The organism is Mesorhizobium captivum (assembly GCF_033977165.1).
Taxonomy (GTDB): Bacteria; Pseudomonadota; Alphaproteobacteria; order Rhizobiales; family Rhizobiaceae; genus Mesorhizobium; species Mesorhizobium captivum.
In genome coordinates this window covers 37017-62562 of record NZ_JAVIJB010000035.1, presented here as the reverse complement: position 1 = coordinate 62562, position 25546 = coordinate 37017, and the positions used below count along the sequence as shown (strand labels likewise).

Annotated in this window: 19 protein-coding genes and 2 pseudogenes; 7 read left to right on the top strand and 14 right to left on the bottom strand. The window is 57.5% G+C overall.

Features of this window, described 5'->3' with window-relative positions:
- Positions 1-7 precede the first annotated feature (7 nt).
- Together RFM40_RS25195 and RFM40_RS25190 are read left to right on the top strand one after the other, a co-directional pair.
- Entirely contained in the window at positions 8-1447 is a 1440-nt protein-coding gene (locus tag RFM40_RS25195) for a glycosyltransferase (RefSeq protein WP_320278512.1), read from the top strand.
- 405 nt (positions 1448-1852) lie between these two features.
- On the top strand, positions 1853-2122 hold the full coding sequence (locus tag RFM40_RS25190) for a hypothetical protein (protein WP_320278511.1): 270 nt from the start codon (positions 1853-1855) through the stop codon (positions 2120-2122).
- A gap of 190 nt (positions 2123-2312) precedes the next feature.
- On the opposite strand, the gene RFM40_RS25185 is transcribed toward RFM40_RS25190, so the two are convergent.
- Positions 2313-2993 (bottom strand): hypothetical protein, encoded by a 681-nt coding sequence (locus RFM40_RS25185; RefSeq protein ID WP_320278510.1) that lies wholly within the window; start codon positions 2991-2993, stop codon positions 2313-2315.
- 374 nt (positions 2994-3367) lie between these two features.
- Here RFM40_RS25185 and RFM40_RS25180 point away from each other — a divergent pair, with 374 nt between their 5' ends.
- Both RFM40_RS25180 and RFM40_RS25175 read left to right on the top strand, forming a co-directional pair.
- Positions 3368-4543 (top strand): Fic family protein, encoded by a 1176-nt coding sequence (locus RFM40_RS25180; protein ID WP_320278509.1) that lies wholly within the window; start codon positions 3368-3370, stop codon positions 4541-4543.
- A gap of 712 nt (positions 4544-5255) precedes the next feature.
- On the top strand, positions 5256-9500 hold the full coding sequence (locus RFM40_RS25175; protein WP_320278508.1) for a hypothetical protein: 4245 nt from the start codon (positions 5256-5258) through the stop codon (positions 9498-9500).
- Between the two features lie 101 nt (positions 9501-9601).
- Here RFM40_RS25175 and qatD read toward each other — a convergent pair whose 3' ends face one another.
- The 7 genes from qatD to RFM40_RS25140 form a co-directional block, all read right to left on the bottom strand.
- Positions 9602-10342: a Qat anti-phage system TatD family nuclease QatD gene (qatD, locus tag RFM40_RS25170; protein WP_320278507.1), complete on the bottom strand. Its 741-nt coding sequence runs from the start codon at positions 10340-10342 to the stop codon at positions 9602-9604.
- Positions 10339-11616: a Qat anti-phage system QueC-like protein QatC gene (qatC, locus tag RFM40_RS25165; RefSeq protein WP_320278506.1), complete on the bottom strand. Its 1278-nt coding sequence runs from the start codon at positions 11614-11616 to the stop codon at positions 10339-10341. Before qatC ends, qatD begins: the two co-directional genes overlap by 4 nt.
- A complete protein-coding gene (gene qatB, locus RFM40_RS25160) occupies positions 11613-12440 on the bottom strand; it encodes a Qat anti-phage system associated protein QatB (protein ID WP_320278505.1) in 828 nt (275 codons plus the stop codon). The genes qatC and qatB overlap by 4 nt, the downstream gene beginning before the upstream one ends.
- Positions 12440-14320, bottom strand: coding sequence for a KAP family P-loop NTPase fold protein (locus RFM40_RS25155; protein ID WP_320278504.1), 1881 nt, complete (start codon positions 14318-14320; stop codon positions 12440-12442). Before RFM40_RS25155 ends, qatB begins: the two co-directional genes overlap by 1 nt.
- A gap of 165 nt (positions 14321-14485) precedes the next feature.
- The gene (locus RFM40_RS25150; RefSeq protein ID WP_320278503.1) at positions 14486-15124 is read right to left on the bottom strand and encodes a competence protein CoiA family protein; all 639 of its coding nucleotides are present in this window, start codon (positions 15122-15124) and stop codon (positions 14486-14488) included.
- Between the two features lie 153 nt (positions 15125-15277).
- Entirely contained in the window at positions 15278-15838 is a 561-nt protein-coding gene (locus RFM40_RS25145; protein ID WP_320278502.1) for a hypothetical protein, read from the bottom strand.
- 445 nt (positions 15839-16283) lie between these two features.
- Positions 16284-17048, bottom strand: a complete 765-nt coding sequence (locus RFM40_RS25140) for a Crp/Fnr family transcriptional regulator (RefSeq protein WP_320278501.1) — start codon at positions 17046-17048, stop codon at positions 16284-16286.
- Positions 17049-17217: 169 nt separating this feature from the next.
- Between RFM40_RS25140 and hemN the strand changes: the two genes are divergently transcribed.
- Positions 17218-18567, top strand: a complete 1350-nt coding sequence (hemN, locus tag RFM40_RS25135; protein WP_320278500.1) for an oxygen-independent coproporphyrinogen III oxidase — start codon at positions 17218-17220, stop codon at positions 18565-18567.
- A 185-nt stretch (positions 18568-18752) separates the two neighbouring features.
- Here hemN and RFM40_RS25130 read toward each other — a convergent pair.
- The 4 genes and pseudogenes from RFM40_RS25130 to queC all read right to left on the bottom strand — a co-directional run bounded on the left by RFM40_RS25130 (position 18753) and on the right by queC (position 21769).
- Positions 18753-19622, bottom strand: a pseudogene (locus RFM40_RS25130) (cation:dicarboxylate symporter family transporter).
- 361 nt (positions 19623-19983) lie between these two features.
- The gene (queE, locus tag RFM40_RS25125; RefSeq protein WP_320278499.1) at positions 19984-20718 is read right to left on the bottom strand and encodes a 7-carboxy-7-deazaguanine synthase QueE; all 735 of its coding nucleotides are present in this window, start codon (positions 20716-20718) and stop codon (positions 19984-19986) included.
- The gene (gene queD, locus RFM40_RS25120) at positions 20715-21071 is read right to left on the bottom strand and encodes a 6-carboxytetrahydropterin synthase QueD (protein WP_320278498.1); all 357 of its coding nucleotides are present in this window, start codon (positions 21069-21071) and stop codon (positions 20715-20717) included. Before queD ends, queE begins: the two co-directional genes overlap by 4 nt.
- Positions 21071-21769: a 7-cyano-7-deazaguanine synthase QueC gene (queC, locus tag RFM40_RS25115; RefSeq protein ID WP_320278497.1), complete on the bottom strand. Its 699-nt coding sequence runs from the start codon at positions 21767-21769 to the stop codon at positions 21071-21073. The genes queD and queC overlap by 1 nt, the downstream gene beginning before the upstream one ends.
- Positions 21770-22265: 496 nt before the next feature.
- On the opposite strand from queC, the gene RFM40_RS33765 reads away from it, so the two are divergent.
- Positions 22266-22655, top strand: a complete 390-nt coding sequence (locus RFM40_RS33765; RefSeq protein WP_430691726.1) for a hypothetical protein — start codon at positions 22266-22268, stop codon at positions 22653-22655.
- 100 nt (positions 22656-22755) lie between these two features.
- Positions 22756-23455 (top strand): annotated as a pseudogene (locus tag RFM40_RS25105) (transposase); the annotation flags it as partial.
- A gap of 9 nt (positions 23456-23464) precedes the next feature.
- Here the strand turns inward: RFM40_RS25105 and RFM40_RS25100 are convergent.
- Positions 23465-24352 carry an IS1 family transposase gene (locus RFM40_RS25100; protein WP_320278495.1) on the bottom strand — a complete coding sequence of 296 codons (888 nt, stop codon included), beginning with the start codon at positions 24350-24352 and terminating at the stop codon, positions 23465-23467.
- Between the two features lie 45 nt (positions 24353-24397).
- Positions 24398-25543 (bottom strand): helix-turn-helix domain-containing protein, encoded by a 1146-nt coding sequence (locus RFM40_RS25095; protein ID WP_320278494.1) that lies wholly within the window; start codon positions 25541-25543, stop codon positions 24398-24400.
- Positions 25544-25546: the final 3 nt, after the last annotated feature.

Here is a 25546-nt window from a genome sequence, read left to right as displayed (position 1 = left end):
ACCACGAATGAAAGTATCAACGAAACCCCGCACCTCACTTTTTGATGAGGTGCTGGTAGAAGGCTCGGTACTTGCCCATTACGTGGCGGAGCGAAACCATTATGACGAACTCCTCGATGAACTATTTCGTTCGTCCGGAGAAGCTCGTAACATGATCGGCAGCCGTTGTATTTGGCACATAAATTCCACCGCATTCGGCGGTGGGGTGGCCGAAATGCTTCCACACCACATTTGCCTTCTTCGGGAGCTTGGTTTTGATGTGCGTTGGCTCATCTTTAAACCGAAGGAAGAACAATTTTTTCAATTCACCAAAGCGCTTCATAATTCTCTTCACGACGTCAAGGTGGCAGGCCTGAATGATCTGCTCCCGCATTATCTTGAGGCATCGGAGAAAGGCGCTGCCGAGCTGGAAGGGATCATCAGGCCTGATGGCTTTCTGGTAATTCATGATCCGCAGCCTCTTGTTGCAGCTGCGAAGTTCCTTGAATCTCACCCGCACCCGGCTATCTGGCGATGCCACATCGGATATCCGAAGCGCACCCCGACAGTCGACAAAATCTGGGAATTCTTGGGCGAATACCTCCATCAATTCCAACGCATTGTCCTAAGCGCCAAGGAATATGCCTTTGATACTGATCTGCCCATAGATATCATCCCGCCATCGATCAGCCCATTTTCAAGCAAGAACCGTAATTATGAAGGGCCAGCGGGCCGGACGCTAGACCATTCGGTTTCGTTCAACGGCCAAGAATTCGAACCCACCCCCTCCCTTCAGGACATTCTCGGCTCACGGTATTTCCTTCATGTATCCAGATGGGATGGACTGAAAGGTATTGACCGGATTATCGCCGCTTACGATCGCTTTGTGAAAACGGCGCTCGCGGAGGCCTACGATACACGCCTGGTGATCGCGGGACCGGATCCTTTGGATGTTGCCGACGATCCTGAAGGACGGGAGTATTTCGAGAAATGCGTCCGATTATGCACTCAATTATCGAAGGAAGTGCGGCGGCGCGTGTATCTGGTTTGTATCTCGATGAAGGACCACGACGCAAATGCGGAAATCGTCGGCCGGCTGCAACAGAACGCCCATGGAGTATTTGCGCTATCTCGCGAAGAGGGCTTCGGCCTTACAGCAACAGAGGCTCTGTTCCGAGGCAAACCCGTCGTAGTGTCGTCCGCCTTTGGTCTGAAGAGGCAGGTCGTAAATGGGCTTAATGGCGTTGTCCTCCATGAGCCGGACATCGAGGACAAAGCTGCAGAAATGATGCATCACCTTGCGGTCGGTTACAGTGATTTCGAGGAGATGGCCAGAACCGCACACGAACGCTGTCTGCGCTCGAGCACGCAAATCTCGCAAATCCCAAAGTGGTATCACTCGATGCAATCAGCTCTCTCCAGTTTTGAGGTGCGTTATCGGGATTCGTTCAATCCAAGAGTCATCTGAGCCAGGCGCCGGACGTCTCCGCACCGGAGGACGCGTAAGGTGTGAACCGGCTGCGAAAAATTGGACGCCGATCGGGTCAGTTCTGTAAACGATGACGTAATTGCTGCCGTCGCTCCGCCTGAACCAAAGGCCGAAGCGGATGCCCGTCAGCAACCAGTTCCCAATCCTTTCGCCGGAACTGTGACCCAATCGATCGACTGAACTGCAGCCGTATTCCTTCGACCACAAGGGCAACCTTGAAACGACCATGATCTACGACCTTGGCCTGGTCGATCCCTTGCGACCGGTCACTGAAAGGCGGGGTGCCCTGCTCGGCATATAGGGCTTGACGTCATTTGAGGACCGTGAGGCAATCGACCGGCGGCGAGTTCTAGCCGCGACAATCCATCAATGAAAGCTTGATTCATGGAAGCCCTGCAAGCGCTGGTATTGACGAACGCGCAGTTGCGCGAACTGTTGACCGAAGCCGCCAAACAAGGCGCCGCCCTCGCCGTCAGGGAGCTCCGCGCCGACCTGCACCAGACCCCAGAGGACGCGTCGCTGCAAAAGCTCCGTGCCTACCTGGCCGACCCGGCATCGCTTGCCAACCCGCAAGGCCATTGGGCGCACAGCGGCATCATCCGCCAGATCCACCGACGGCACGCGGCAAGCCGAAATCCACGGCGTGGTTCATGAAGTTCCAGCGGGAAACCGGACTGTCCGGATGCCCTACCCGCCAAAGTCCTGCCTACGGCAAACGGCGGGAATGGTCATTTGCTGCCATCGGGCTGGCATGGAATGCATACTACCGCCAACGGTAGCAGGCGATCCGCCTAGGCATTCATGTCGGCCCACTTACGGTGTGGAGGAACTGGCATGGGGGGTGTTAAAGTTCCTGTTCGTTGGCGGTGTGCCAAGCGTATTCGCGCGGCTCACGCCCTCGCCGCCGGTCCAACACGCCTAGAAGATCAGTTACCACGCAATAGGCTTCGTGCAGCACGTGTTCAAAATAGACCTCCTCGGGTTCTTCCTTTCCGGTCGTGGGGGCATTGAGCCGGATCATCATCTGTGGGACACCGCCAAAACGCCCCTTTCCGTACCTGCCCAGTCCATAACCCATCGGCTTTGAAATCGCCTGATCCGACGATGACACCAGCGGCTTGTGCTTGACAAGTTCGGCATGCTTGTTCGCCTTCGCTAGGTCTCGGATGAGCCGAAATGCGTCGCAACCATCTGCAATCCGCTGGCGGAAGTAGCTGTCATTTCGCTGATCGGATGACACTGCTGTCGTGAAGACGACGCCTTGACCGTTTGTTTCATCGAAGTCTGTGATGTCGATACCTTTTTCGACAACTTTGCCATTCGAGTTCTGGCTTCGTCTAACGTAGCGCCCCCCGAGGAAGTCGAATGGGTCGATGTTGTTCTGTGTCGCTTCCGCATAGATATGCGCTACCAGAGAATCAACGACAGCAACGGCAAGAAAGGCGCACCGCCTGCTACCGAAATCGGCGTCAAATTCCTTCAGGGTCGGCTCGACGATTTCGTCATGAAAGTCTCTTGCATTCATCCTGCGGCCTGCATCTTCGTGCCGGGCCACTGCTGCCCGGGGACCAGGTCCACCTCGTGGAATCTGATAGCTGGTGAACAGACCCGGTTCTGGTCATCCTGCGAATGAGCTTGTTGTATACCAGCCGATCTCTTTTTTTGCCGGTTACTAAACCCGTGATCATGGCTGTCGATTGTCGAACGTTAGCCCCGCACGAAACGACCTTTATCGATATCTCCCGGAGGGGGAGCGCTGCACTAGGCCAAGGTGGATACGACGGAGCCGCATAGATCTGCTCCCCAAATCGGCAAAAATATCGGCAATGTTCGATCTATCCGTTTGCCTTATCTCTATGTTCCGACTTACGATTCGACCGGCAAAAGGATCGGCAAAAAATGGCATCTACAGCACTTATGGAACCGCTGCTTCCTGAGGATCATAAGCATGTTCTCGAGGAACTGGCCACCGAATTGGTGGACAGGGCAAGCCGCCTCGGTGGTCGTATCCATCCCGTCCTACGGGACAGCCTCGGCAATCTGGTCCGGGCAATGAACTGCTACTACTCGAACCTCATCGAAGGCCACGATACCCACCCAATCGACATCGACCGCGCTCTCAAGGGTGATTATGCGAACGATACCAAACGCCGCAACCTGCAAATTGAAGCTCAGGCCCATATCGACGTGCAGCGCCTCATCGACGAAGGTGCCGGACCAGCACCCATTGTCTCCATCGAATTCCTGCTTTGGGTTCACCGGGAGTTCTGCAGCAGACTTCCCGATGAACTCCTGTGGGTAACAAACCCCGCCACTGGCGCAAAACTGCCGGTCGTTCCGGGCGAACTGCGGAAAAATCACGTCCAAGTCGGTCTCCACATACCGCCCGACCGTGACGATATCGAGAACTTCCTGAAGCGCTTTGTTGAAGCCTATCAATCCAAGCATCTGACACGGCTGCGCAGGATCATCGGCTGCGCTGCAGCACACCACCGGCTGGTATGGATACACCCCTTCCTTGATGGCAACGGCCGTGTCGCCAGGTTGTTTTCCTACGCTTGGCTGTGCGAACTCAACGTCGGCTCCAGTCTCTGGTCAGTTGCCCGGGGGCTCGCCCGCCAGGTCGACGAATACAAAGCCAGACTGCAGACCGCCGACGAACCGCGTCGTGGCGATCTGGACGGCCGCGGGTCGCTTACCCTCAGCGGGCTTGAGGAATTCTGCGCGTTCTTCCTGCGCACCTGCATTGATCAGGTGACGTTTATGGAAGGGCTGTTCGAACCTGCCGAACTCCTCGGCAGAATCGAGGTCTGGATCAACGAGGAGATTCGGGCTGGCCGTCTCTTAAAAGGCAGCTGGCCGTTGCTGCGCGAGGCCGTGATGGCAGGCGAGTACCCCCGCGGACAGGCTGCTGCCCTCACCGGCTATCAAGACCGCCAAGCGCGGACGGTCCTTTCCAAGTTACTCGCTGCCGGCGTGCTGGTGGCGGATACTGAAAAGGGACCCGTGCGCCTGGGGTTGCCCATCACCGTCGTAGAGCGCTGGTTCCCACGGCTGTACCCAGGCATTGGCTGAACAATATCGTTACCGCGAGATGGTACTGTTACTACCGCAGACGGTAAGGGGCGACGGAAGTGGCGATCGAAGAACGCAAATATCCGGGCGAGTTGGCATCCCCGCACCAGATTCACGAACTGGCGGAAGAGTACCGCAAAGCGGCAAACCTACTGCTTCAGCAAGGCCGACCCGGCAAGCCCCTTACCCGCGCCGTTCAGGTTGTCGGCGCGATCCATGCGATCGAACTTTATCTGACCGCGCTCTTGCTCCACCGTGGTCACAGCCCAATCAGATCCGCAAACTGCAGCACAATCTGTCGGCGCGGACGGAACAGGCCATGGAAATAGGGCTGATCGGTCTGCGCGTCTAACTAGATTCTTAAGTTTCTCATCTACTACTGTTATCGAATCTACGACCTGCGGTTTTGGAGACCGAACGTCCTTCTTACAACTTCTTGTTTACAAATCGGTATTTGGCATTTTTTTGAATCGATGTGCAAGGATTTGTGTAACAAAAAATCTGACCACGTTTGGCGATAAGCCTTTCACACACGCCAGCTGCCACCCGAACGGCATGAGTTAGAATCGTAGAATCTGCGACGGCAACAACCCTAACCAATGCTGGGGAAACCGGATGGATTTTGACACAGCCAAATCAGAACTTGCCTCGCGCCTTCGCGCCCTCGACGCAGCTGGCCCCTTCAGGCTTTGAAGGTTTGACGAGAGACGTTTTGTCCGAAATCACCGGGCAGCTTTTCAGACTCGCGAAATCCGGTCCACAGGGAGGCTCCGACGTCCGGGCGGTCGGCAGCAATACGATCAAGATCGGCCTGGAAGGGAAACGCTACGCGGAAAAAACGCACCTTGGCTTAGATGAGCTGCGGGCAAAGTTGTTCGACGCTGCCGTGCAGGACGACCCCGTAGACTTGTGGATTTTGGCGACAACGAGAGAGATTTCTGCCTCCGATCACGAGCAGCTGTCCAAATCGAGCGTATCTCAGGGGATTGCGGCCCTCGTTCTCGATTGGCCCGCAGGACAAGGCGTTCTCCCAGATCTTGCCGTTCTGTGCGCGGAAGCTCCGAACGCAATTGCAGCGTATATAGGAACCGATGCCGTTATCACAACTTCGATCGCGGCGATCCGAGCTCACTCCAATTTTGACAAGTTTCGTGACCGCCTACGAAACCGCCTGACGGCAGCGGATATCGGCTACGCCGCGGCGACGGTGGCAATGTGTGACTGGATGCGGGCAGGGCTGCAAAACCAACCAAACGCGGGGACACGACTGGGCGGCCGCGGCCACGATCTACTCGCCTCCCCCGAAACGCGGATTGCTCGTAAAGCCCTGAGCGAGCGGCTTGATCAGTGGTTGGCAAATTCACGCCTGGCCGTTCTGATTGGTAATGAGGGCGTCGGCAAATCATGGTCGTTCTTGTCTTGGTGGATTGATCGTTCGCAACAGCCGGTTTCCTTGCCGTTGACGATCTTCGTGTCTGCCAAAGACATCCGGGACGAAACCGTTGAGGAGTTGATCAGTCGATTGCTGGCCACCCGCCTCCAACAAGGCGACCGCCAGTTTTGGCAGCATCGGCTTGACCAGTGGCGCCGTGCTGAAGCGGTCGGACCTCAACTCATTCTTGTAATCGATGGTCTCAATCAAAACTGGATGAAGCGCGATTGGGCAGATTTTGTCCAACCTTTGTTCGACCAGCGCTGGCTCGGCCGAATTGCCGTGCTGATGACATGTTGGCCCGATCACTGGGCAGAGCTTCATAAGCTCGCACCGCTGACCCCGGAGCCCGTCGAGATCCCAGTTACCGTTTTTAGCAATGAAGAGCTCGACCTCTTGCTCAGCAGGCATCACCTTTCCCGGGAGAGTTTCACCGAGCCGATGCTTGCGCTGATGAGAGTTCCGCGCCTCTCCTTGTTGGCAATCACGAGGCAAAAGGAGCTTGCTGAAAGCGGCGATATCACCCCTGAACGTCTAGCTTATGAGGACTGGAAGAACCGCATCCTACGGCGCGGTTCGGCGCTCGCCATTGGCGACGGAGAGTTTCAGGATTTTGTCCGCGACATCGGAACGACCCTGAGAAAGTCGGTCGAAAACTCTGCCTTTACCCGACGGGACCTACTTGACCGCTTGGGAAGGGACAGCGGCAAAGAACGGAAAGACTTACTCGAAACGCTCGGCGAGATCGTTGCCGGACGCTGGCTGGAGCCGGGAAAACGGGCGCATGAGTTCCGCGTTAATCCCGAACTTACGCCGTTTGTGCTCGGCCTGACGCTGGCGCACGAATTGAAACAGGCTCCTGACGATGGTCCGGCGGCTGCGATCATCGCTGGCTTTGTCGACCCGTTCAAAGGCCAAACATTGGGCGTCGCAATCTTACGAGCCGCGTCGACCATCGCCTTGCTCGACCCTGAAGTCGGTCGCGGCGCCCGGCGCGCCATACTGAAGCGCTGGCTGGCAGAACAGAATTTCATGCAGGTAGACTTCGATGCCTACTGGCGCCTGATCGGACTCGACGTCGACCTGATCTGTCAAAATGTCGAGGAGACATGGCTTTCGAAGGAGGGAAGCGGAAGCTTCTCCGATGAAATCCTTATCAAAGGGATGGTCCAGGCTTATCGGTTCCCACAAGTCGCCTCCCACCTTGTTCCCCGGGCTGAACAATGGCTGGGCTGGCTATGGGAAGACCCTGATGAAGGCCGATTCCTGGGCCGAATTGACCCCAGCTCCAAACGGTCGATCGAGAACCGGGCTCGGACGAAAGCATCTTTGGCAAAATGGCAGAACCGCGGAAGCCACGAATGGCCGAGGATCGAGCTGCGGACATCCGGAGACGTCAGTTGGTTTAGCCATAGGGTATTCGGCATTCTCTCATTCCTGCCGCGCGCGCCCTTTATTCGTGCCTTCACGGCTTGGGGACTCAGCCGAGCTGTGATGGGCGTGCCACGCCACCTCGAGGAACTTGCCTGGGTTTTGCGACTCAACAACGAAGATCCAGAGCCGTTCGAACTGGTCTTTTATGAATGGATCGAAAGGCTGCGTGCCGTCGGAAACGGGATTGCCAACGAGGCGGCGAATTACCTTCTCGAAGCCATTGCTGATCCGCGCGCGCAAGGCTTGCTTGGCAGAAGTGAGACTTCGGAAACGGAAAGTGACGGGAAGGCGGCGCAAGCCGCATGGGCAGATCCTCGAAACCCATTCCAGCAGCCAGGTCGCGATAGTCACAAAGAGCATGTCAGCGGACGCCTATTGTGGCTTCATCACCGCCAAAACGGTGACGAAGATATTCGTTTCAAAAACGCCAGGATCAGCTTGGCACGGCTCGAACCGGCCGTTTTGCAGGAGGTTGCTGTTGAGGCGGTCAGAAGCGCCTCTGACCGCACCCCTGAACAGCTATGGGGACTCGTGCACCGAGCACACAGCATCCTTATGCTGTTGACCGCGGAGGAACGCCACGTCCTTGTTGAGGCGATAGACAGCGTACTTGGTAGCGGCAAACTCGCTGATGAGAAGGAGCTGCTCTGGTGGCGCGCCCGCCGGCTGGAAGTACGGCTTTGGGATGCTTCTGCGAGCGAACAGCTTACAATTATCACGAAGGAATGCCGTAACGCGACCGAACTCGCCCTCCTCGATGGTGCGTTACCCCAACCGGACCAGACGCTTCTTCGGAACGAATTAGCCAAGTTTCCCCTCACGGGAACGAAGGCTGAAAAGCTCGTTTGGTTATATTATCTGCGCCAAAGGGCGGCCGACGAGACACTGCGCGGATGGAGCGGTTTGGCTGCTCTCATATCCGACGAGGACGAGGACGTTGGGCGTCTGGCCATTGAGTTGGCGGCGGCAACTCGTGAACCTTCAGTCATGGAGGCGGTCGCGGCAAGCGGCAGGGACGCAAAATCAGCTGGAAATCGACTCGAGCGGGCGCATGTTTCTCGCGCGCTGCTCGCTGCAAGTGAAGTTTTGGGCCGGCCGGACCTGCTCAAAAGGGCAGACCCTGAGGTCGTTGCCCTGCAAGCAATTTGGCATCCTACCGATACCGCCATCTTGCACTCATACGACATGTTTTTGCGAGCGGCCCTCGGAGACTCGCTTGTATTGCGATCGGGCCCTGTCGGCGATCACTGGGTTCGGCATGAGGCGGCCATGCGCGCCCTGATTTCCCAGGATTCGAATGGATTCCTGCCTTGGCTGACCAGCTGGCTCAGTGAAATCGACGATATTCCACATTTGGTGCTTATGGATGAATTTCCGCTTATCGCTCTTTGTCGAATGCTGTTCGAAGCTGGTGCGCAGCAGGCTGAAGTCCTTTGGGACAAACTCACTGAGAGAATGGCGGGCGGAATCGTAAAAAACCAAAGCTTAGCGCTTATGCCCATGAAATCACCTGTGGGTGAAAATGGTGATCGGATGCGCACCCGCGTCCTGTCGTCGGCAACGACGGATCAGGATTTGGCAGCCCTAGTTCAAGCCGCACTAAAAAACGGTCACGCCGGCTGGCTCGAGCGCGTCATCCGTGACGGCGAAGCCAGTGGGCGGGCCGGCGAGATTGCCAAGGCCTACACGTTGCTTGGATATTCCGATGCCGTTAGCCCGTTCATCAGCCTTTGGGAAGATTTCTCGGGTCGGGAGCCCAATCGTGGATGGCTGGCATCGGTCTATCAAGCCAGCCATACCACCTTTGAGCTGAACCGATGGGCGCGCCACTGGTATTGCGAATATCTCAAGGCTCCGGATCCAGCGGCGGCCTTTGCAGCCTTTGGGCTGCTTCTGTCTTGCCTCGATGGTAGGGCATCCCTTTGGATCAAAACAAAATCCGAATTGGCGCCGGCTGAAGGATATTTAAAGGCTCACTGGGATTCCAACGTGCATGAACTAAACGACGCTATAAAAAACTCGCGAGACAAGCTGAAGAAGACCCTATTCCACACCGCCATCATGGAGCAAACTCAACACCCATGGCTATAGCTTTGGAGACCGAATATCCTTCTCACAACATCTTGCTTACACAGTGATACTCGGCAGTTTCTGATTTGTTGTGCAAGGGTTTGTGTAAGAAAATCCAAGGTTCAGCGACCCCTCACGCCAGCGGCCAGGCTTCGGAGATTCGACAGGAGTTGCGTTTCAACATCGCTTTCTGAACAGCTCCAAATGTCCCCTATGGCGGGATACGCTAGCCTCACGTCCCAGGGCGAAAGCGGTCGTCCGTCGATTTGCGCGAACGGTGAATCCGTTTCGGTTAGGATCCTCTCCCGTGGCATCAATTCAACGAGCTTACGTCCCTTTGCTGAGCCCATCATCGAAGGTCCCACACTGAACCAGCAACCGATTTGAATAGCGCGCTCAAGCTCTCGAGTGCTTCCCGAGAACCAGTGGAGGATTGGCGTTCCGGCCGCCGGCTCGGCTTCAAGAAGGTCCAGGACTTTAGAGGCAGCACGCCGCGAATGCAGACTAATCACACGTCCGCCTACCTTACTGCAGGCGAGCAAGATTCGACGCAATGTTTTGATCTGCAACTCAAAGCTGTCGCTCAAATGCGGGCTGCCGTCGAGCCCGACCTCGCCGACATAGCCCGTTTCCGACAGATAGTGCTCGAAGAGGGCTATTTCGGTGTGGCGCTCACGTACCAGTTCTGGATGGAGCCCCAATGCAATCCGAACGCGTCGCCGGTTTCCGATGAGCCGTTTCGTGCCGGTCCACGCTTTCGGCGTGGTCGTGACGGCCAGCAGATAGACACCTTTCTTTTCCGCTTCGTCTAAGATCGGATTCGGATCTTTGAAGAGATCAATGTGGCAGTGAAAATCGATCAAAGGACGCCTTGCACCTGTAATAATTTTTTGAGCTCGTCGAGACCACGCTCCACCACACCTTGAGCTAACGCCGTATCTCCGACGATGGCTGAATTCAAGGCGCCGCCTATCCACTCCTCCACGCCTAAAGTGTCAACCGTGTGCACTGCCGCAGCGACTGACCGGACATCATCGAAGTCGCGAAAACGGCGGCCCGGTGTTCCGATGGCATCATACTTGTAGGTCGGCGTCGCGTCGGTCACGCCCCACTTCAAAAACGACGCGCGCCTAACCAAACATGGGACACAGCGTCCGCACTGCTGGAACCCCGTGCGAGCATAGCGACCGCAGCTGGTAGTTGATCCAATGAGTTGCTTCAGAAGCGGCTGGTTCTTGGACTCGGCGAGCATCTCCCCCTTGGTTTTGTACTGATAGGGGTTTACCAGCTTCACGCTGAGCCCAGCGGCATCAAGGACCTCTTGAAGCTTCGCCAGATAGAAAGGGTGGGTCGTACGCGTGCTGAGCGAACCGAGACGCAGCGGCGTTAGCGGCACGTTGAGGCTGATGAACCCGTTTTCAGGCACATACAGCTTTACCGCCGTCCCTTTCCCGTAGGTTTGGAGGCAAGTGGCCGCAAGAACCCCTACCCCGAAAAACATCATCGATCGCGCGCGTTGTGACCTTTCCGACCGCCCCGGCGGTGAGGCGTTGTGGTTCACTTGCAAATGCATCGCCTGCTTGGCGATCCGCTGGGCGAAGGTTCGCTGGTCGTGCTTGTCACCTTTTGCGATCTGGCTGACCAGGAAAGGCAGGTGCCCTGCGGCAACAAGGTCCATTGCACCGATGAGACTGTCCATCCCGCCCGACAGCAAGCAGACCACATCTTCGTTGCGGACCTTCACCGGATTAGGAGGTGCCGGAAGATATCCGCCCCCAATGAATTCCAGATTCCAAATGTCGGCGGTCAAGAAGCGAAGCGCTTCCTCAAGTTGCGGTGCAGCACTTGTCCAAAAGCTCGGATCTATTACAGCGACCGTGAGCTTGATCTGGCGCGTCCAGCCATCAGCGCTTGTCGTTCGCGTGGAGCTTTCGTCTGCCGCGATAACCGAAAGCGCTAATGACAGAAAATCCCAAGCGCGTGCCGCAGGGCTGAGACTTAGCGCTCGCACCACTGGTGGGATGGTAGCTCCCACTGAGCCGACATGTGGCGACGATCGGTAGCCATACAGTACGAACGGCGTATCGACGCCGGACGGCAAAGATGTCCCTGCTGGAGCGCATCCGACGGTCGTCATAGGTAGCTCTCAAAGATTTCGAATGTGTCGCGCAGGATGGCGTCGGATATTGATACTGCATTTTGGCGGTTCATCGGCTGTGAGGCTCGCTGGACCCTAAAAGCACGCGCGACCTCCTGGCGGACATAAGATTTCATTTCCTGGAGTCGTTCGACGCCCTCCGAGTACGAGTCCGCTTTGTCGAGAACCGCCTTTCCGACATCGAGTTCGATACGGTGCGCAAGATCGTGCGCAATGTAACCCTCCACGACGCCATAAATCTGCGCCGCGTTCAGATTCGTAAGGTCCGCACTCGGATCCGCGTCTAGCAACTCAGAAAGCGATCGAGAAACCGAGTCACGCGCGGCTTCGCCGTCTTGCGTGCCGTCAACTGGGGCCAGCGCGTTGGCAATTATGTCCGCGATTTCCGCCTGCGATTTGCCGGCGAGCTGGGTCGGGTCCAGCGCTAGTTCCGTTGGGATTGGGGTCGCAGTCCGCAACGCATCGAGCACGCCATAGAGACCGCCGGCTCGCTGGGCCGTACCGCCCATACGCCGTGCTGCAGTGGATGATCCGCCAAGACCGCTGCGGGAATAATGACCAAGGCCTCGCCTGAGATCGTCCCGAGAACCGCTGCGGGCGAAGCGCCCGAGACTGGTGCGCGCCTGCTGGAAGCGTCGTGGCGGCGCCGCGGGAACCGGTGCCGGCAGAGGTGGCGGCTGAAGTGGCTGCGGTTGCTGAGCCGGCGGCGCCGCTGGCGCCGGTTGACCGGGCGTTGAAGGAACCCATTCAGGCACTAGCGGGACATCCTTGCCCGGTCCCCGGCTCGACGTGGAGGTGCCCATTATTTCCCCGCCTTCTTTGACGCCGCTGTGATGGCCCTTTTCACAGGGTCCTTGATATCGGCTTTGCCTGCCCAGCCGCTCAGGATGGGCGTTGCCCATGGTTTGTCGGCAAGCAGGGGCACAATCGCCGCTGTAAGTTGCGAGCCAGGCAATCCTGCGAGAAATCTTGTAATTGCTTGGACATGTTCGCCGGGCGCTTGGGCAAGCGTTAGCAATCCGAACAGCTCGTTCGGCGTGCCCCATATATTGACCATTCTGGACCTTCCGAGAACGCGCTCGGTAATGATCCCGAGCTCGTGCGCCGGGAGGGTCTTCAGTTTGGCGCCAACAGCCGCGCTCTCTGCATTGAGCTTGACGACTGCTTCGAGAAGTTCTGCGCCCTCTGAGGAAAGCCTGTCAGCTGCTGTGATGATTGGCATGTGTTCTCTGCTGACATAGACCACGCCCTGCAGATTCAAATCCGCAAGCGGCGGCTGCAGTGCGAGCCATTCGCGTACGAAGTCGCTATTCCAGTCCCCTTCGAGTTGCGGGATGTCCGCATTCTTGCCAGCCGCTTCCTCCCAAGGCGCAAGAAAAACCGGCTTTCCATCGCCGCTCTCGTTAATGGCAGCCAGAAGCTCAGAATACGCCTTTTCCGATCCGCAGCGCTCGAACAACAACATTTTCGCTAGGGCCGTCTCGTCCACGTTCACCTTCTGCGCCCGTGCGATCGACATACGAATGGATAGTGTGTTCAGAACGCGCTTTATCAAGCGAGGATTGCCAGCAATCTTTGATGACGTTGTTAGAATTGGCGCGATACGGTCGGCCAAATCCAGCTGGGCTGACAAGGCTGCCGTGGCCCCGGAAATCTGTGACGCTACAAATGCGCGATCGACCCGCTTGCCTGTCCACGTTTCGCCAAGGCGTTGGCTGATTGCGTTGCGAACCTTGTCCTTTTCTGCCTGCGGTAGCGTGCTGTTCTCGACGAAGAGCATCATTAGGTATGCGCGGACGTCTTGTGTTCCGAGAGGCGGAACGCGAATAGGCACCTGTATCAGTTTGTCGAAGTAGTTGGTAACAAGGTCATCATTCAGCGCCATCCCTTTGAAATGCGCGCGGACGGCCTCGCGGATAACGGCATCATCGGCTGCAATTACAAAAGCGGTTCTTTTCAAAAAGAGAAACAGACGCATCGCTTCAAGCGTCGCAATCGCAGTCGGCGGAAGACAGCGGTCGAGATCGTCGATTAGAACGACAAGCGTCACATCCAGCTCGCGAAGCGTATCCTCCAACGCATCGCGAAAATCATGAATGGCTTGCGGAGGTGTTGGGCCTGCGGGAGCGGCGGCGGGGCCGATTAACCCTTTTCCGCCTTCTGCCGCCTTTGATGCCACATCAGCTGCTTGGTCAACGTCCTTTTGGCTTATGGAGCCGTCGAAAAGGCCTTTGAAAGCCGAGGTCCCTTCTGCCAAAAGACCTACCGGCGGCAGTCCTACTGCGAGGGAGGCCACCGTGGTCGCACTGACGCTGGCAAGGCGAAACCAATTTACCCGGGCTAGCAAGCCTTTCGCCTTGTCGACTGCTTTGTCGACGGCGCCTTTCTTCTCTTCGGCCCGCGCCAGGATCGCACGGGCGATGATTTCCATTAAGGCGGTTCGCGTATCATCAAAGCCCTGATACAGCCACGCGTTGAATTCGACGAACAGGAATTTGTCGCTGCCTTTCTCGCGGAGGGATTGCGCGAGCAGCTTCATCAGAGATGACTTACCGACACCCCAGCCGCCGGACACGCCTAGCGAAAGCGGGCGGCCGTTAGCCTGTGCTATCATTTCCGCCGCAATGTCAGCGACATACCGAAAATTCAAAAAATCCCGATCGGTCTCATTGTCAGACCACATGGCTCCCCCCCGGAGTAAGCGGCGTTACTCTATATTTGAACGAATCAATTTAGACAGATACTTCTTCCCATTGGAAGCATAATCCCATTGGGCTGGGCAACGTTGTTATTGCATTGAACGACCGGCGTCTATGGCGACCTCGTTGCTTCACAGCCGGAAAGGGCATTAATCAACAGATACTTCAGGCGCTCTCCAATGCCAGTCCGGCAGTCGCCAGTTCGGATACCCGCGAAGCATGCCGTTAATAGCTTCCGATAGCGGCATCCGTTTAATGTGGCGGCCCCTACTGAATCTGACAGGCGGCAAAACATCGGGATACGTGTCCTTACCCGCAAGATCCACTGCAAACGGTACTATTTCCTCGCAATCACATAGGAACTCACCGGTCTCACGGTAGTACTGGATATTTTTGTAGCTGAGGGCCTTTGTCAGCCTTAAGGCCACTGGGCGCTCAGACATGATCCAACAACATTTGACCCCGGAGCGCTGATAACGCTCTCCCCTGGCTAGAAAGCCATCCAAATGCTGGCTTGAGAGTTGAATCTCAAATGCGACCGGCGCGCCATTGTCAGCAAAAACCAGCGCATCTGCTATCCATTCGGCACCATTTCCGTCTGTTCCCCAAACCTCCAACTCGGCCCGAAATCCCATAGCTCGAGCTGCCTTGACAACATCGATCTTCAGGCGGGTGTGAGCGTAGCTTTCGGGGTGGGGAAGTTGTCCTGCAAATCCAGGGGCATGCGCGAAGAACCGTAGACCTCGGATTGATGTTTTGGGCACGGCCGGCCAACCTGTCCGCGGCATTAGCCATGTCCCCAGCGGTGCAGCGCAAATCCCCAGCCAAACGGCATCAGAGACCGAAAAGGCCTCGGCCGTCTCTCCAGTCATCGCGTTGTACGCTATCTGCCCCAATTATCCGTCCCCTTTCACCCATCAATGCTGCCGCAGAGCTCTAGATCATTGCGGTGCGAAAAGATTCACCGCAGAAGCAGTGAGATCCTCGTCCACCTCTCCGCCTCGATACACGACGACCTTAGCGATCACAGCGTTTGCGCAGTCGATGATCAAATGCAGTCCCAGCATGTAGTCGTACTCTCCGGCCATTGTGAGACCGCGTAGCTTTGCGACATCAAGGTCGAGCCCCCTCGGGTTTGCAGCCTTTTTCACCTCGACGACGGCACAGTTGTAATGGGTTCGCCTGCGGTGAACTATGATGTCGGGGAAGATTGTGAGGGCAGAAGTATCATCTGGGGACGCCTTCAACTCCTCTGGCCGAGGCAGATTCTTGGTCGCGTCTCCTAACCGATTGTATTCACAGTCGGTGTGCCATTGATCGAAGTGGGGCGCGATGTGCACCGCTAGACGGTGCGTCAAACTGCGCTCGTTAACCTCAACTTCCAGAAGGTCGGTTTCGGTGGCCAAAAATTCGTCAGTGGCTTTCGCAAGGCGGGCAAGTGTTTCCTTCGGTCCAGGAAAATCTTTCGGACGCTTGGGATCCGCCCAAATTGCGTATTCCATGCTTACTTCCCTCCTTGCATTTGACCGTAATCGCCGGTAGACGTCGATTTTCGGCACCTGTGGAATCCAATCTGCCGTGACATTCTTGTTGCATGAAAATTACATGAGCTCGGCCATAACGATAGTTGTTCGAATAACTATTTGAAAAACTTTGGCGTACCCGAGACGATTCGAACGTCCGACCCCTTCCTTCGGAGACTGTCGCTCCCCCGCGAATGAGGCGCAATTGACCTTGGCCCGGGTCTAATCTGCCTCCACCAGCCGATTGCGCGTTGAGCACGTCGAGGATCAATGCCTGGCAACCAGGTGGCCGAAACACTCAGACGATCAGTCCCGGTGGTCCGATAGATGCTATGCCACTTTTTCGAAGGCTTGCGGCGACGCATCGCGCTCGAACGCGATCGTGCCCTGTCCCGGGCCAGGCAAGCGAGGCAGGAGCGGCCGCTCAGGTCTCGTAAATGGGACGGTTGCGCCCCGGCCGCCGCCCACCACAACGCTGTTCCAGCCGGCTCATGTTGTCTACCGTGACACGGCGGTTGTTCTCGATCCGGATAACGCCGTCCATTCTCAGTCTGGTCAACTGACGGCTCACCGTCTCGTTCGTAATTCCAAGGAAATCAGAGATGTCGGCACGCGTCAACGGCAGATCGAAGCACGCCGACCTGGCTGCCGGACCAACACTGGAGCCGATGTTGCGGGCGATCATGAGAAGAAAGCTCGCCACCTTCTCAGGCGCGGTCTTGCAGCCCAGAGTCACCATCCATTCGCGTGCTTCGTCAAGTTCGTTCAGCGTCTGCCTGAGCAGGCGATGCTCGAGCTCCGGTGATTGCTTCATCATCTGTTCGATTGCCGCTTTGGGAAACGAGCACAGCGAGACTCTCGTTGCCGCTTCGGCATGGATCGCGCTTTTCGCCTTAAACGGCTGTCCCAGAAAATCCGGCGCGAACTGGAGACCGACGATTTGCTGGCGGCCGTCCGAAAGGCTCTTCGTCAGCTTCACCACGCCCGATAGCACGTTCGAATAGCTGTTGAGGGCCTCGGCATCGCCAATCAGTTCGACGCCCGGTTCGACGCTGTGCCGCGACGAAGTCTTGGCGAGCTTAGCCAAACGATCTGGATCGAGCGCGCTGCAGAGGCCGCGGCGCCGTGCCTGGCAAGACAGGCAATAGGCGGGGATGCCGGAACTGTGAATGTCGTGCCGTACTGTCATTGATCGCTCTCCCGATCTGATCGCCCTCCCGGCCCAAGCGCCGGCACGATAACAATCGACGGTAGAAAAATCTTTGCGGCAGTTTGTCGTGCTGGAGCCTGACCGAAATCAGGGCTCTGGCTCATCTGCGAGTCCACAGTCCCGACGACGCAACAAGGTGGACCACTACATGCGACCGGAACTAGCTGCCAGACTTTGCGAGAACGTCCCGCGCTACACCAGTTACCCGAGCGCGCCGCATTTCCATCCGGGTATCGATGCTGCCGTTTACCGCGGCTGGCTGGAGGCGCTCGAAGGCGGCGGCGAAATATCGCTCTACCTGCACATTCCCTATTGCGATAGGCTCTGCTGGTTCTGCGCGTGCCATACCAAACAGACGCGCCACTATGAGCCGGTGGCCGCTTATTTGCGCTCGTTGTATGCTGAGATCGCGACGGTTGGCGGCCTTGTCAGCGGCAAGGGCCGAATTCGCGCGCTTCATTTCGGGGGCGGTTCGCCGACCGTGCTGAAGCCGCAGCATATGGTGGCATTGGGGACGGCGCTGCGAGACAATTTTGATTTTCTCGACGATGCCAAGATCAGCGTCGAGATCGATCCGAACGAGATGGACGAAGCCCGCCTCGACGCGCTTGCCGAAATTGGTATGACGCGGGCAAGCCTCGGCGTGCAGGACTTCGATCCGAAAGTGCAAAAGGCGATCAACCGCGAGCAAAGTTTTTTGCAGACGAAGGCGGTCGTCGACGGCGTTCGTTCCCGGGGAGTAGATTCCGTGAACCTTGATCTGCTCTACGGCCTGCCGCATCAAACCAGCGAGAGCGTACGTTCCACCGTGGCGCAGGCGCTCACCCTGGAACCGGACAGGATGGCGCTGTTCGGCTACGCTCACGTGCCTTGGTTCAAGAAACATCAGACGATGATCGACGAGGCATGGCTCCCCGGTCCCACGGAGCGAATCGCTCAATCGCGACTTGCTGCGCGAGCGATCGAGGACAAGGGGTACGAATCAATCGGGCTCGACCATTTCGCAAAGCCAGGCGATGCGTTGGCGGTAGCGGCCCGCGCGGGGGCGTTGCATCGCAATTTTCAGGGCTACACCGAGGATCGCTGCGAGACGTTGATTGGACTTGGCCCTTCGTCCATCGGCCGGTTTCGCCAGGGCTACGTTCAGAACACGCCTTCGACTGGCGAATATCGGCGCAGGGTGGAAGGCGGGGAGCTGGCAGTCGTCCGCGGCATAGCATTTTCCGACGACGATCGCGTCAGGGGCTGGATCATCGAGCGACTGATGTGCGATTTCGCCTTCTCGGCGATCGACCTGGTGGAGAGCTTCGGGAAAGCCGGCCAAAAGCTCCTTCGTCAGGCAAGCTCCATCGCCCTTAAGGATTCTGCTCGACTGCTTGAACTCCAAGGCGACAGTTTCGTCGTGCCGGCGGAAAACCGTCCCTTCGTGAGGAGCATTGCGGTCAAGTTCGACAAGTATTTCGAACGTGGAACGGCCAGGCACTCAGCGGCAGTTTGAGCATTTTGACCGTAAAACTCGCGTCAATCGCGTTTGATCGATTGATAGCCATTTCCGCAGCACTGGAAATTGCGAGGGTTTCATGGCTATCGGTTGCAGATAGCAGCTGGCCTCTTTGACGGCTTTTCGCCCTGCCCCCAATTCCTGCGCGGCGTTCACGCGAGCTGGCCGGCGGCGACCGCCGTTCACCCGCGGGACGACTTGATCCGCAAAGCGCTGGAGGACCTTGCCAGTCGAACTTCATCCGGCTCGCCCTCCGAGCGGGCGACGGCGAGGGACGCCACCGCGTTAGCAATGACATTCGTCAGCAAGCGGAACTCCGACATGGGGCGGTCGGGACGACAAGGAGCGTTGTAGCCAATGTGACGAAGCCTACATCGGCCATGCGAGCTCACCCCTTCGAAGGGAGCATGGTGACAAGACGCAGCAGGATTCGATCGCCGATCAAGAGATCGATGTTCGTTGGCGGAGTGAAAGGCCCAGCGTCATGTAGATGTTGGCGCATTCCAGATTGAAGCAATATCCAGTCGGGATGATCCTGGCCAAAGCAATGCCGAACAGCACCGAGAAGGACAGCACCTGCAGGATGTCGCCTCCGGCGAAGGCACCTTCAATCAGGCCGGGATAACGTTCATCAGGAAGCTTGTCACGGACTGCTCGTGGACCCTTGGGGCATAGGTATTCACGACTTGGACATCGAGCGAGGCGGGATCGATGTTGAGGCTAGCGAGAAGCTGAACGACATTGGCGACGATCGGGCCTTCGATCAGCGGGAGCGTCAGAAGGTGAAAAAATAGGCATCGCCTTGCCGGCAACCCTCCCGACCTTCCGGAGATCATCCATGACGGCGATGCCGGTCGCAATTGTCAGGAAGATGACAGACGCGACGAGCTTGATGAAGGCATCACGGAGGGCCTCAGGCTCTCGCCGAGCCCCGGATAGGAGTGGCCGAGTGCGACGCCGAGGGCGATGGCGGCAAGTGTTTGGGCGCAAAGCTTGGCATAGAAGGGTTTGCGGGGTGCGGGAACCGCACCGCGGACTTGTAGAGCTGACATTGCACTTTCCCTGACTGGATCGAGAGGTGGGTTCCGACCTTCGCGGGCTTGTCCCCATCGCGGCGCCTCAGTCGAACGCGACAACGTCGCAGCAAGCGCCGTGCCAAAACCGCGGCGGCGCGAGAAACGCGCAGGACCCTTCATGTCGTGCTTATGCGGATTTCTGCTCACTGGCGGCTGGCGCGTGCCTATTCGACAGAAGGGCCGACGGTCAGGGTGGAGTGTCGCTCCGGGCGCTACATGCTGCCTGGCAGCGACAGGAAGGCCGTCGACGCAAGCTCTTTACGAGGCTGCGATCGGCATCTTGATTGTCGATTTCTTGCTATGGGATGCCGAAGGCTGTCGCCCGGGCGAGTGCTGGCTAGGCGCCTCGTTTGTTACCCCAGAGCATAACGTGCAGCTGTGGTAACACGCGGGCTTCGAACCACCTGTCGCGGGTTACGCGATCAACCAGCCACTCCATGCGTTTCATTATTCCATCAACGTCGACAGGCGCGTCTTCATTTCCGGGGTGTGGCGGCGTGTGATTGCCGGGTTGCAGATAGACTGGAAGTCGCGGAAATCTCGCGGCGGCCTCTTTCGCAAAGGCATAGTCATTTTCGTCGAAAACAACGAGCTTCAGCACGACTTGCGGCTTGTCCTGCGCCGCCTGGAAGCATGCCTCGATAGTAGCCCAATCGGTCCTCATTTCACTTGACGGCGGCTTTGGGCTGAGGACCAGCACGTCAAGTTCGGCGAACCATTCCCGGACCACGGAACCTTGGGTTTCCAGCGCAAATCGGTAGCCCTCATCATGACCTCGCTTGATGAGAGCACCGAAAGGCTGGATAGCCGGATTGCCGCCTGACAGCGAAACCATCAACGGGCGGCCGCCGGAAAGCGCGACCACGTTTTGCCACACCGCGTCGGAGGACATCATCTCCCATTCATGCCGGAATTGCCTGTCCACCGCATGCAGACTGTCGCACCAGGAACAGCGATAATCACATCCGCCGGTTCTGACGAAGACCGTCGGCAGACCGATGAGCACGCCCTCGCCCTGGATCGTCGGCCCGAAAATCTCACTCACGCGGATTGCAGGATGCGTATCGGTCATGGCCGGCATTCGGCCCATGTTTTCGGCGTCTCGCTAACCCGCACGGCCGTGGTTTCGGGCAAGCGTGCCTTGCACCATTCATAAAAGTGTCTGGCCAGACATTCCGCGGTAACCTTTTCATGTCCCAGCACGTCATTGAGATGTCGGTGGTCGAATTCATCATCGATATAACGTTTGAGCGGTGCCAAATCGTGATAGTCGCGGACAAAGCCGTGCTCGTTCAGTTCCTTGCCCGATAGCTCCACTTCGACGATGTAGTTATGCCCGTGCAGGCGCGCGCACTGGTGGTCAGGCGGCAAGGACGTGAGTTGATGAGAGGCCGAAAAGTGGAATTCCTTGGTGATGCGGAACATTACACGCTCCTCCTGCGCAACGCGTCGAGCCAGAAGCCGGCGTCCTCGTAGTCGGTGGGATCTGGGTGGCCACAGAGATGAAACGCCTCGCGCCGCTCGACGCACGTCCCGCACCGTCCACAGTGACGCTTGCCGCCCTTGTAGCAGGACCAGGTCTCCGCAAATGGCGTGCCGTGTCGGGCTCCATCCTCAACTATGTCCGCCTTCGTGAGATTCACATAAGGCGTATAGAGGCGAATATTCGCGTAGCCTTCGAGCGCGTGGTCTTGCATCATCTGGAAGGCGTCGATGAAGGCTGGCCGGCAGTCCGGATAGATGAAGTGATCGCCACCATGCACGGCCGTCGCCACCGCTTCGGACTTGCGCGCGGCAGCGAAGCCGAAGGCGATGGCCAACATGATGGCGTTCCGGTTGGGCACCACCGTGACCATCATCATGTCTTCGGCGTAGTGCCCATCGGGTACCTCCACATTGTCGGTCAGCGCGGAGCCGGAAAGGCCGCGGCCGATTTCGCGGATGTCGATGATGCTGTGCGGGACGTTCAGACGCTCCGCGCAAAGGCCGGCGAAGTCCAATTCCTTGCTGTGCCTTTGGCCGTAATCGAACGATAGGAGGCCGGCGAGTTCGTGCTCCGCTGCCACCTTGTGAGCAAGGGAAATGGAGTCCAATCCGCCGGAGCAGACGACGAGAGTCTTCATCGTTGGGGTTTCCTGTTTTGACCGGGTAGGCTGCGACCGGAGATTTCTCTGCTCTCCCAGTACCCCAGGGAGCCTCGTTTGTGAACTGAGGACGAGTTTGATGCGCTGACGTGCCGCTGTGCTCAAGCGGGCTGAGCCTGCAAGAAACACCAACCTGATAGACGGCCCACTTCACTGCATTCCAAGATCCAGGCATAACAAAATAGGCTCTGAAAGAGGCGCGGACCCGCAGAAACAAGGTTCTCGACGCTTCGATCAAGCGCCAAGTGGCCGAGCTTCGAGGACTGAAGGAACCGATTTTATTAATGGGCCTCGAGCGGAAGCCCAACGTCATTAACAGCCCGCGCCTTCAGGTTCAGGATTGGCTCGAATCGGAGCACGCCGTCAGTCAGTTGCCGAGCGTCAACCCAAACCAAACGATCGGGCGTGGGCCGTCTTCTGTGAACAAGCCGTGTGCGTCATTGCAATCACCCCTGTGTTGCGCGCAATTGCTCCCATGGCTGCGGATGAACTGGATTCGCTGGTATTCCAGATGGCGGTCGAAAGTGTCGGCGCGCTCTCCATAGGCTTCACTGAAAAGGCCGCGGCGATAGCCGCCAGGAGCCGCGGTATCCTGCTTTTCGACGTGCGGGTGGACGGTGACGCGGCGGTCCAGCGGATCGCGGCCATCCGATATCCAAGTGACCGGACCGGCGTGCTGGCCTTGGACATAAAAGGCGTTGTTATCCGCCATTGCATTGTCGGTGGAATTTTCTTGGGTTTGACCGCGCCACTGGAGAATTGGACCGGCCTGCCCCTGTCGATGCAGGCCAAGATTAATGTCGACGACCATGCCGCTCTCTTCCTAGGCGCCTTGCGGGAGGCCGGACATATGCCGGTCAGCTAGCCTGATTCATGAGGGTTGGCGGAGGTGGTGCAAGCCGTTGAAACGACGTGGAATTTGGTTGCTTACGCCAATCCTAATCATTCCGGAGACCACACCCGCCATGCACGATCCTACGCCGCCGCTGAGCGGTTTATCATCTGTCGGAGGCAAGTCCGTCGTTGCCCGTTTCGACGGCGGCATGCTGTCGTCCAACAGTGGCGTTCTGGCTCTGGCCGAGGTGGAGAAGTGGCTGCGGGTGGCGGAGCGTCTGGCACGCTGCATCGATGATCCGCGCTGCCCGGGCCAAGTCGTCTATATGATCGGCTTGCGCATGAAGATGATTGCCGCCGGTTATGTGGATGGCAATGATGCCAACCGGCTGCGCTCCGATCCGATCTTCAAGATGGCCCAGGATGCACCCCATTCGGGTCGGGATCTGGCGTCGCAATCGACAATGTGCCGGCTGGAGAACCTGCCCGGCGTGCGGGAACTGGTCGCGATGGGCCGGGCGATGGTTGTGCCTCCGTCCGGCAGATTCCGAAGCGGATCGTGCTCGACATCGACGACACCTTCAATGCCGTGCACGGCGGCCAGCAGCTCGTCTGTTCAATGCCCATCACGACGAGTACGGCTTCCAGCCGATCGTGGTGTTCGATGGCGATGGCCGCTTCGTCGCGGCCAAGCGGCCGAGTGGGGCACAAATCCGCCCCCACCTGCGCCGCCTGGTGCGGGCGATCCGGAGCAACTGGCCGAACACCCGGATCCTGATCCGGACCGACCGCCACTATTGCAGTCCACAGGTCATCGACTGGTGCCGCGCCGGTAGTGTCTCAGTTTGAATTTTCCGCCACGTGCTTTTTGTAAAGACCGCGCTTGCCCGGCTTCGGCGCAACGGCGTCCATCTTCTCGCAAAGGTCTTCCATCGACCACAGAGTTTGCGACACGCCAGCCGCCATTGCGGGCGTCATTTTCGACGTCTTATTCATTTTGATGAAGTTGTACCAGACGGTATAGATCGCGACCATGTGGACGTGGTTGTCGAACTTCTTTGAGAACGCATTGGTAAGACGCGTGAAGCGGCGGTTTGCCATGCGCATGGTGAGATTGGCACGCTCGATGTGCGACGTGCTGACATGCTCCGGATTGCCTTCGACGCGCGTCTTGACGCCAGTGCAGACAGCCGGGCTATAGCGGCGCTCTGGCGACTTGTTGCTTTCCGGCTCGCCGTACTGCTTCACAAGCATGGCATAATCGATGTCGGCTCCAAAGGCTTCCTCGACCGCATTGAGATAGGCGCGGTGACCATCGGTCGTAAGCTGGACGCGGTTCGCAATGCGGTCCTTCACGTCATCCATGAAGGCCAGCGCATATTCGCCGTCGCGACCTCCGACCAGCCACGACACGATAAGCTTGGTGTCGCTGTCCAGAGCGGTCCAGGTCCACACGTCGCCAGCGCCTTCGACCGGCTGCTTCATCGTCGAAACGTTCTTGGCCTTCGCGCCGACAAACGACCAGATTTCATCGCACTGGATACGCTTCGACGTGACGTTGCGGACTTCGCGGTCATGCAGATCGGCGCAGAACTTGCCGGCATCGACCAGCAGCTTGGAAACGGTGTTGATCGACACATCGGCAACGCGGGAGATCGACCGCATCGAGCTACCCTCGCAAAGCATCGAGAGGATTTGGACGCGGGTTTGCAGGGGCAGCTTGTTCATGCCCCTAGTATGTGAACTTTTATGCTTAGCGTCAAGCATTCAAGTTCAATTCGAATTTCGAAGTCTCGGCGTGAACGGCACGACACGCGTATCCAGGTGACCCTTTGGCAGGCCACAAAGCCGCTCGATATCACCCAGGCTAAGCGCTAGCGCTTCCTCTAATTGGTCTTTGGTCTGCACTCCGTGATCTAAAAGCATTTTGATAGATGATTCCAGAATTGTCGGTTCGCGCGTCTGAAACAGCTCATCAAGCGGCTCGTGATTTCTGATGCGCTTCATATTTAACTGCCGCATAATATAGCCATGCTGATTTACGTTTATTAACTCCAAATCTTTACATCGATAGGCCATAGCGGCGATAGATACACCCCACTTCTGCTTCAAAAACTCAAAGTGACTAAGAGACGTACCCAAGACTTCCCGACTGAAAGTATCTTGCGGCAGAAGTAGCGCGCTGGCGAAGCGATTCGCCTGCCGCTCAATTTCATTAATATTGTCGGATGTAACCGCGACCGAAGAATGCAGCAACATATGCCCAAGTTCGTGTGCAAGATTATAGGCTGTGCGCGGACCGCTGGTTACATCGGACGAAAACAGCACGTATGGGCGGCCCGATTGCCAACACGACACCGCATCCATATCAGCGCAATCAACCGCTTCATGTATTAGAATGAACCCATGCAGTTCCATGATCGCAGATAGGTCTCGAATGGGTCCACGACCAAGCGACCAAGCGCTACGCAAAGCGTCAGCAGCCGCCTCGATTTGCTCAATCGATTGCGATGCCGGTTCAAAATCGAGCGATGGAAGATCAATCGTAGGCAGGTCGATGAAGCGCTCCAAGTACGCCACAACGTCGCTAGCCCATTCAAGACGTCGAGCGATGCGCTTGCGGTGGTGCAGCTCAACGCGTTTCAAACTCCGCCAAAATGGCAATATGCCATCTGCGGCGCGTTGCCTTGGCGTGGTGAAGAAGGCCGGAGGCTGCCGCGTTACGGCTATGATGCGACCGAAGGTCTCCCCACTGGGAGCCGACAGGCCGCTTTCCAGGCGGGAAACCGCCTGTTTAGTAATATCTAAGAGTTCGGCAAAGGCTTCGATCTGCAGGCCCCGCGCCTCACGAGCTTCGCGAATGCGCTCTGGGATTACCCTAGGCAGATTCCTCCTATCGGCCGAAAAGAGGTCATTCATAAC

Coding starts and splice junctions, on each gene's coding strand:
- RFM40_RS25100 (WP_320278495.1), bottom strand. CDS start 24,352: ATGAACAAGCTGCCCCTGCAAACCCGCGTCCAAATCCTCTCGATGCTT.
- RFM40_RS25145 (WP_320278502.1), bottom strand. CDS start 15,838: ATGGAATACGCAATTTGGGCGGATCCCAAGCGTCCGAAAGATTTTCCT.
- qatB (WP_320278505.1), bottom strand. CDS start 12,440: ATGGGCACCTCCACGTCGAGCCGGGGACCGGGCAAGGATGTCCCGCTA.
- RFM40_RS25185 (WP_320278510.1), bottom strand. CDS start 2,993: ATGAATGCAAGAGACTTTCATGACGAAATCGTCGAGCCGACCCTGAAG.
- RFM40_RS25095 (WP_320278494.1), bottom strand. CDS start 25,543: ATGAATGACCTCTTTTCGGCCGATAGGAGGAATCTGCCTAGGGTAATC.
- RFM40_RS25155 (WP_320278504.1), bottom strand. CDS start 14,320: ATGTGGTCTGACAATGAGACCGATCGGGATTTTTTGAATTTTCGGTAT.
- queE (WP_320278499.1), bottom strand. CDS start 20,718: ATGACCGATACGCATCCTGCAATCCGCGTGAGTGAGATTTTCGGGCCG.
- RFM40_RS25190 (WP_320278511.1), top strand. CDS start 1,853: ATGGAAGCCCTGCAAGCGCTGGTATTGACGAACGCGCAGTTGCGCGAA.
- queD (WP_320278498.1), bottom strand. CDS start 21,071: ATGTTCCGCATCACCAAGGAATTCCACTTTTCGGCCTCTCATCAACTC.
- queC (WP_320278497.1), bottom strand. CDS start 21,769: ATGAAGACTCTCGTCGTCTGCTCCGGCGGATTGGACTCCATTTCCCTT.
- RFM40_RS25140 (WP_320278501.1), bottom strand. CDS start 17,048: ATGACAGTACGGCACGACATTCACAGTTCCGGCATCCCCGCCTATTGC.
- hemN (WP_320278500.1), top strand. CDS start 17,218: ATGCGACCGGAACTAGCTGCCAGACTTTGCGAGAACGTCCCGCGCTAC.
- qatC (WP_320278506.1), bottom strand. CDS start 11,616: ATGACGACCGTCGGATGCGCTCCAGCAGGGACATCTTTGCCGTCCGGC.
- RFM40_RS25195 (WP_320278512.1), top strand. CDS start 8: ATGAAAGTATCAACGAAACCCCGCACCTCACTTTTTGATGAGGTGCTG.
- RFM40_RS25180 (WP_320278509.1), top strand. CDS start 3,368: ATGGCATCTACAGCACTTATGGAACCGCTGCTTCCTGAGGATCATAAG.
- RFM40_RS25150 (WP_320278503.1), bottom strand. CDS start 15,124: ATGCCGCGGACAGGTTGGCCGGCCGTGCCCAAAACATCAATCCGAGGT.
- RFM40_RS33765 (WP_430691726.1), top strand. CDS start 22,266: ATGGCTGCGGATGAACTGGATTCGCTGGTATTCCAGATGGCGGTCGAA.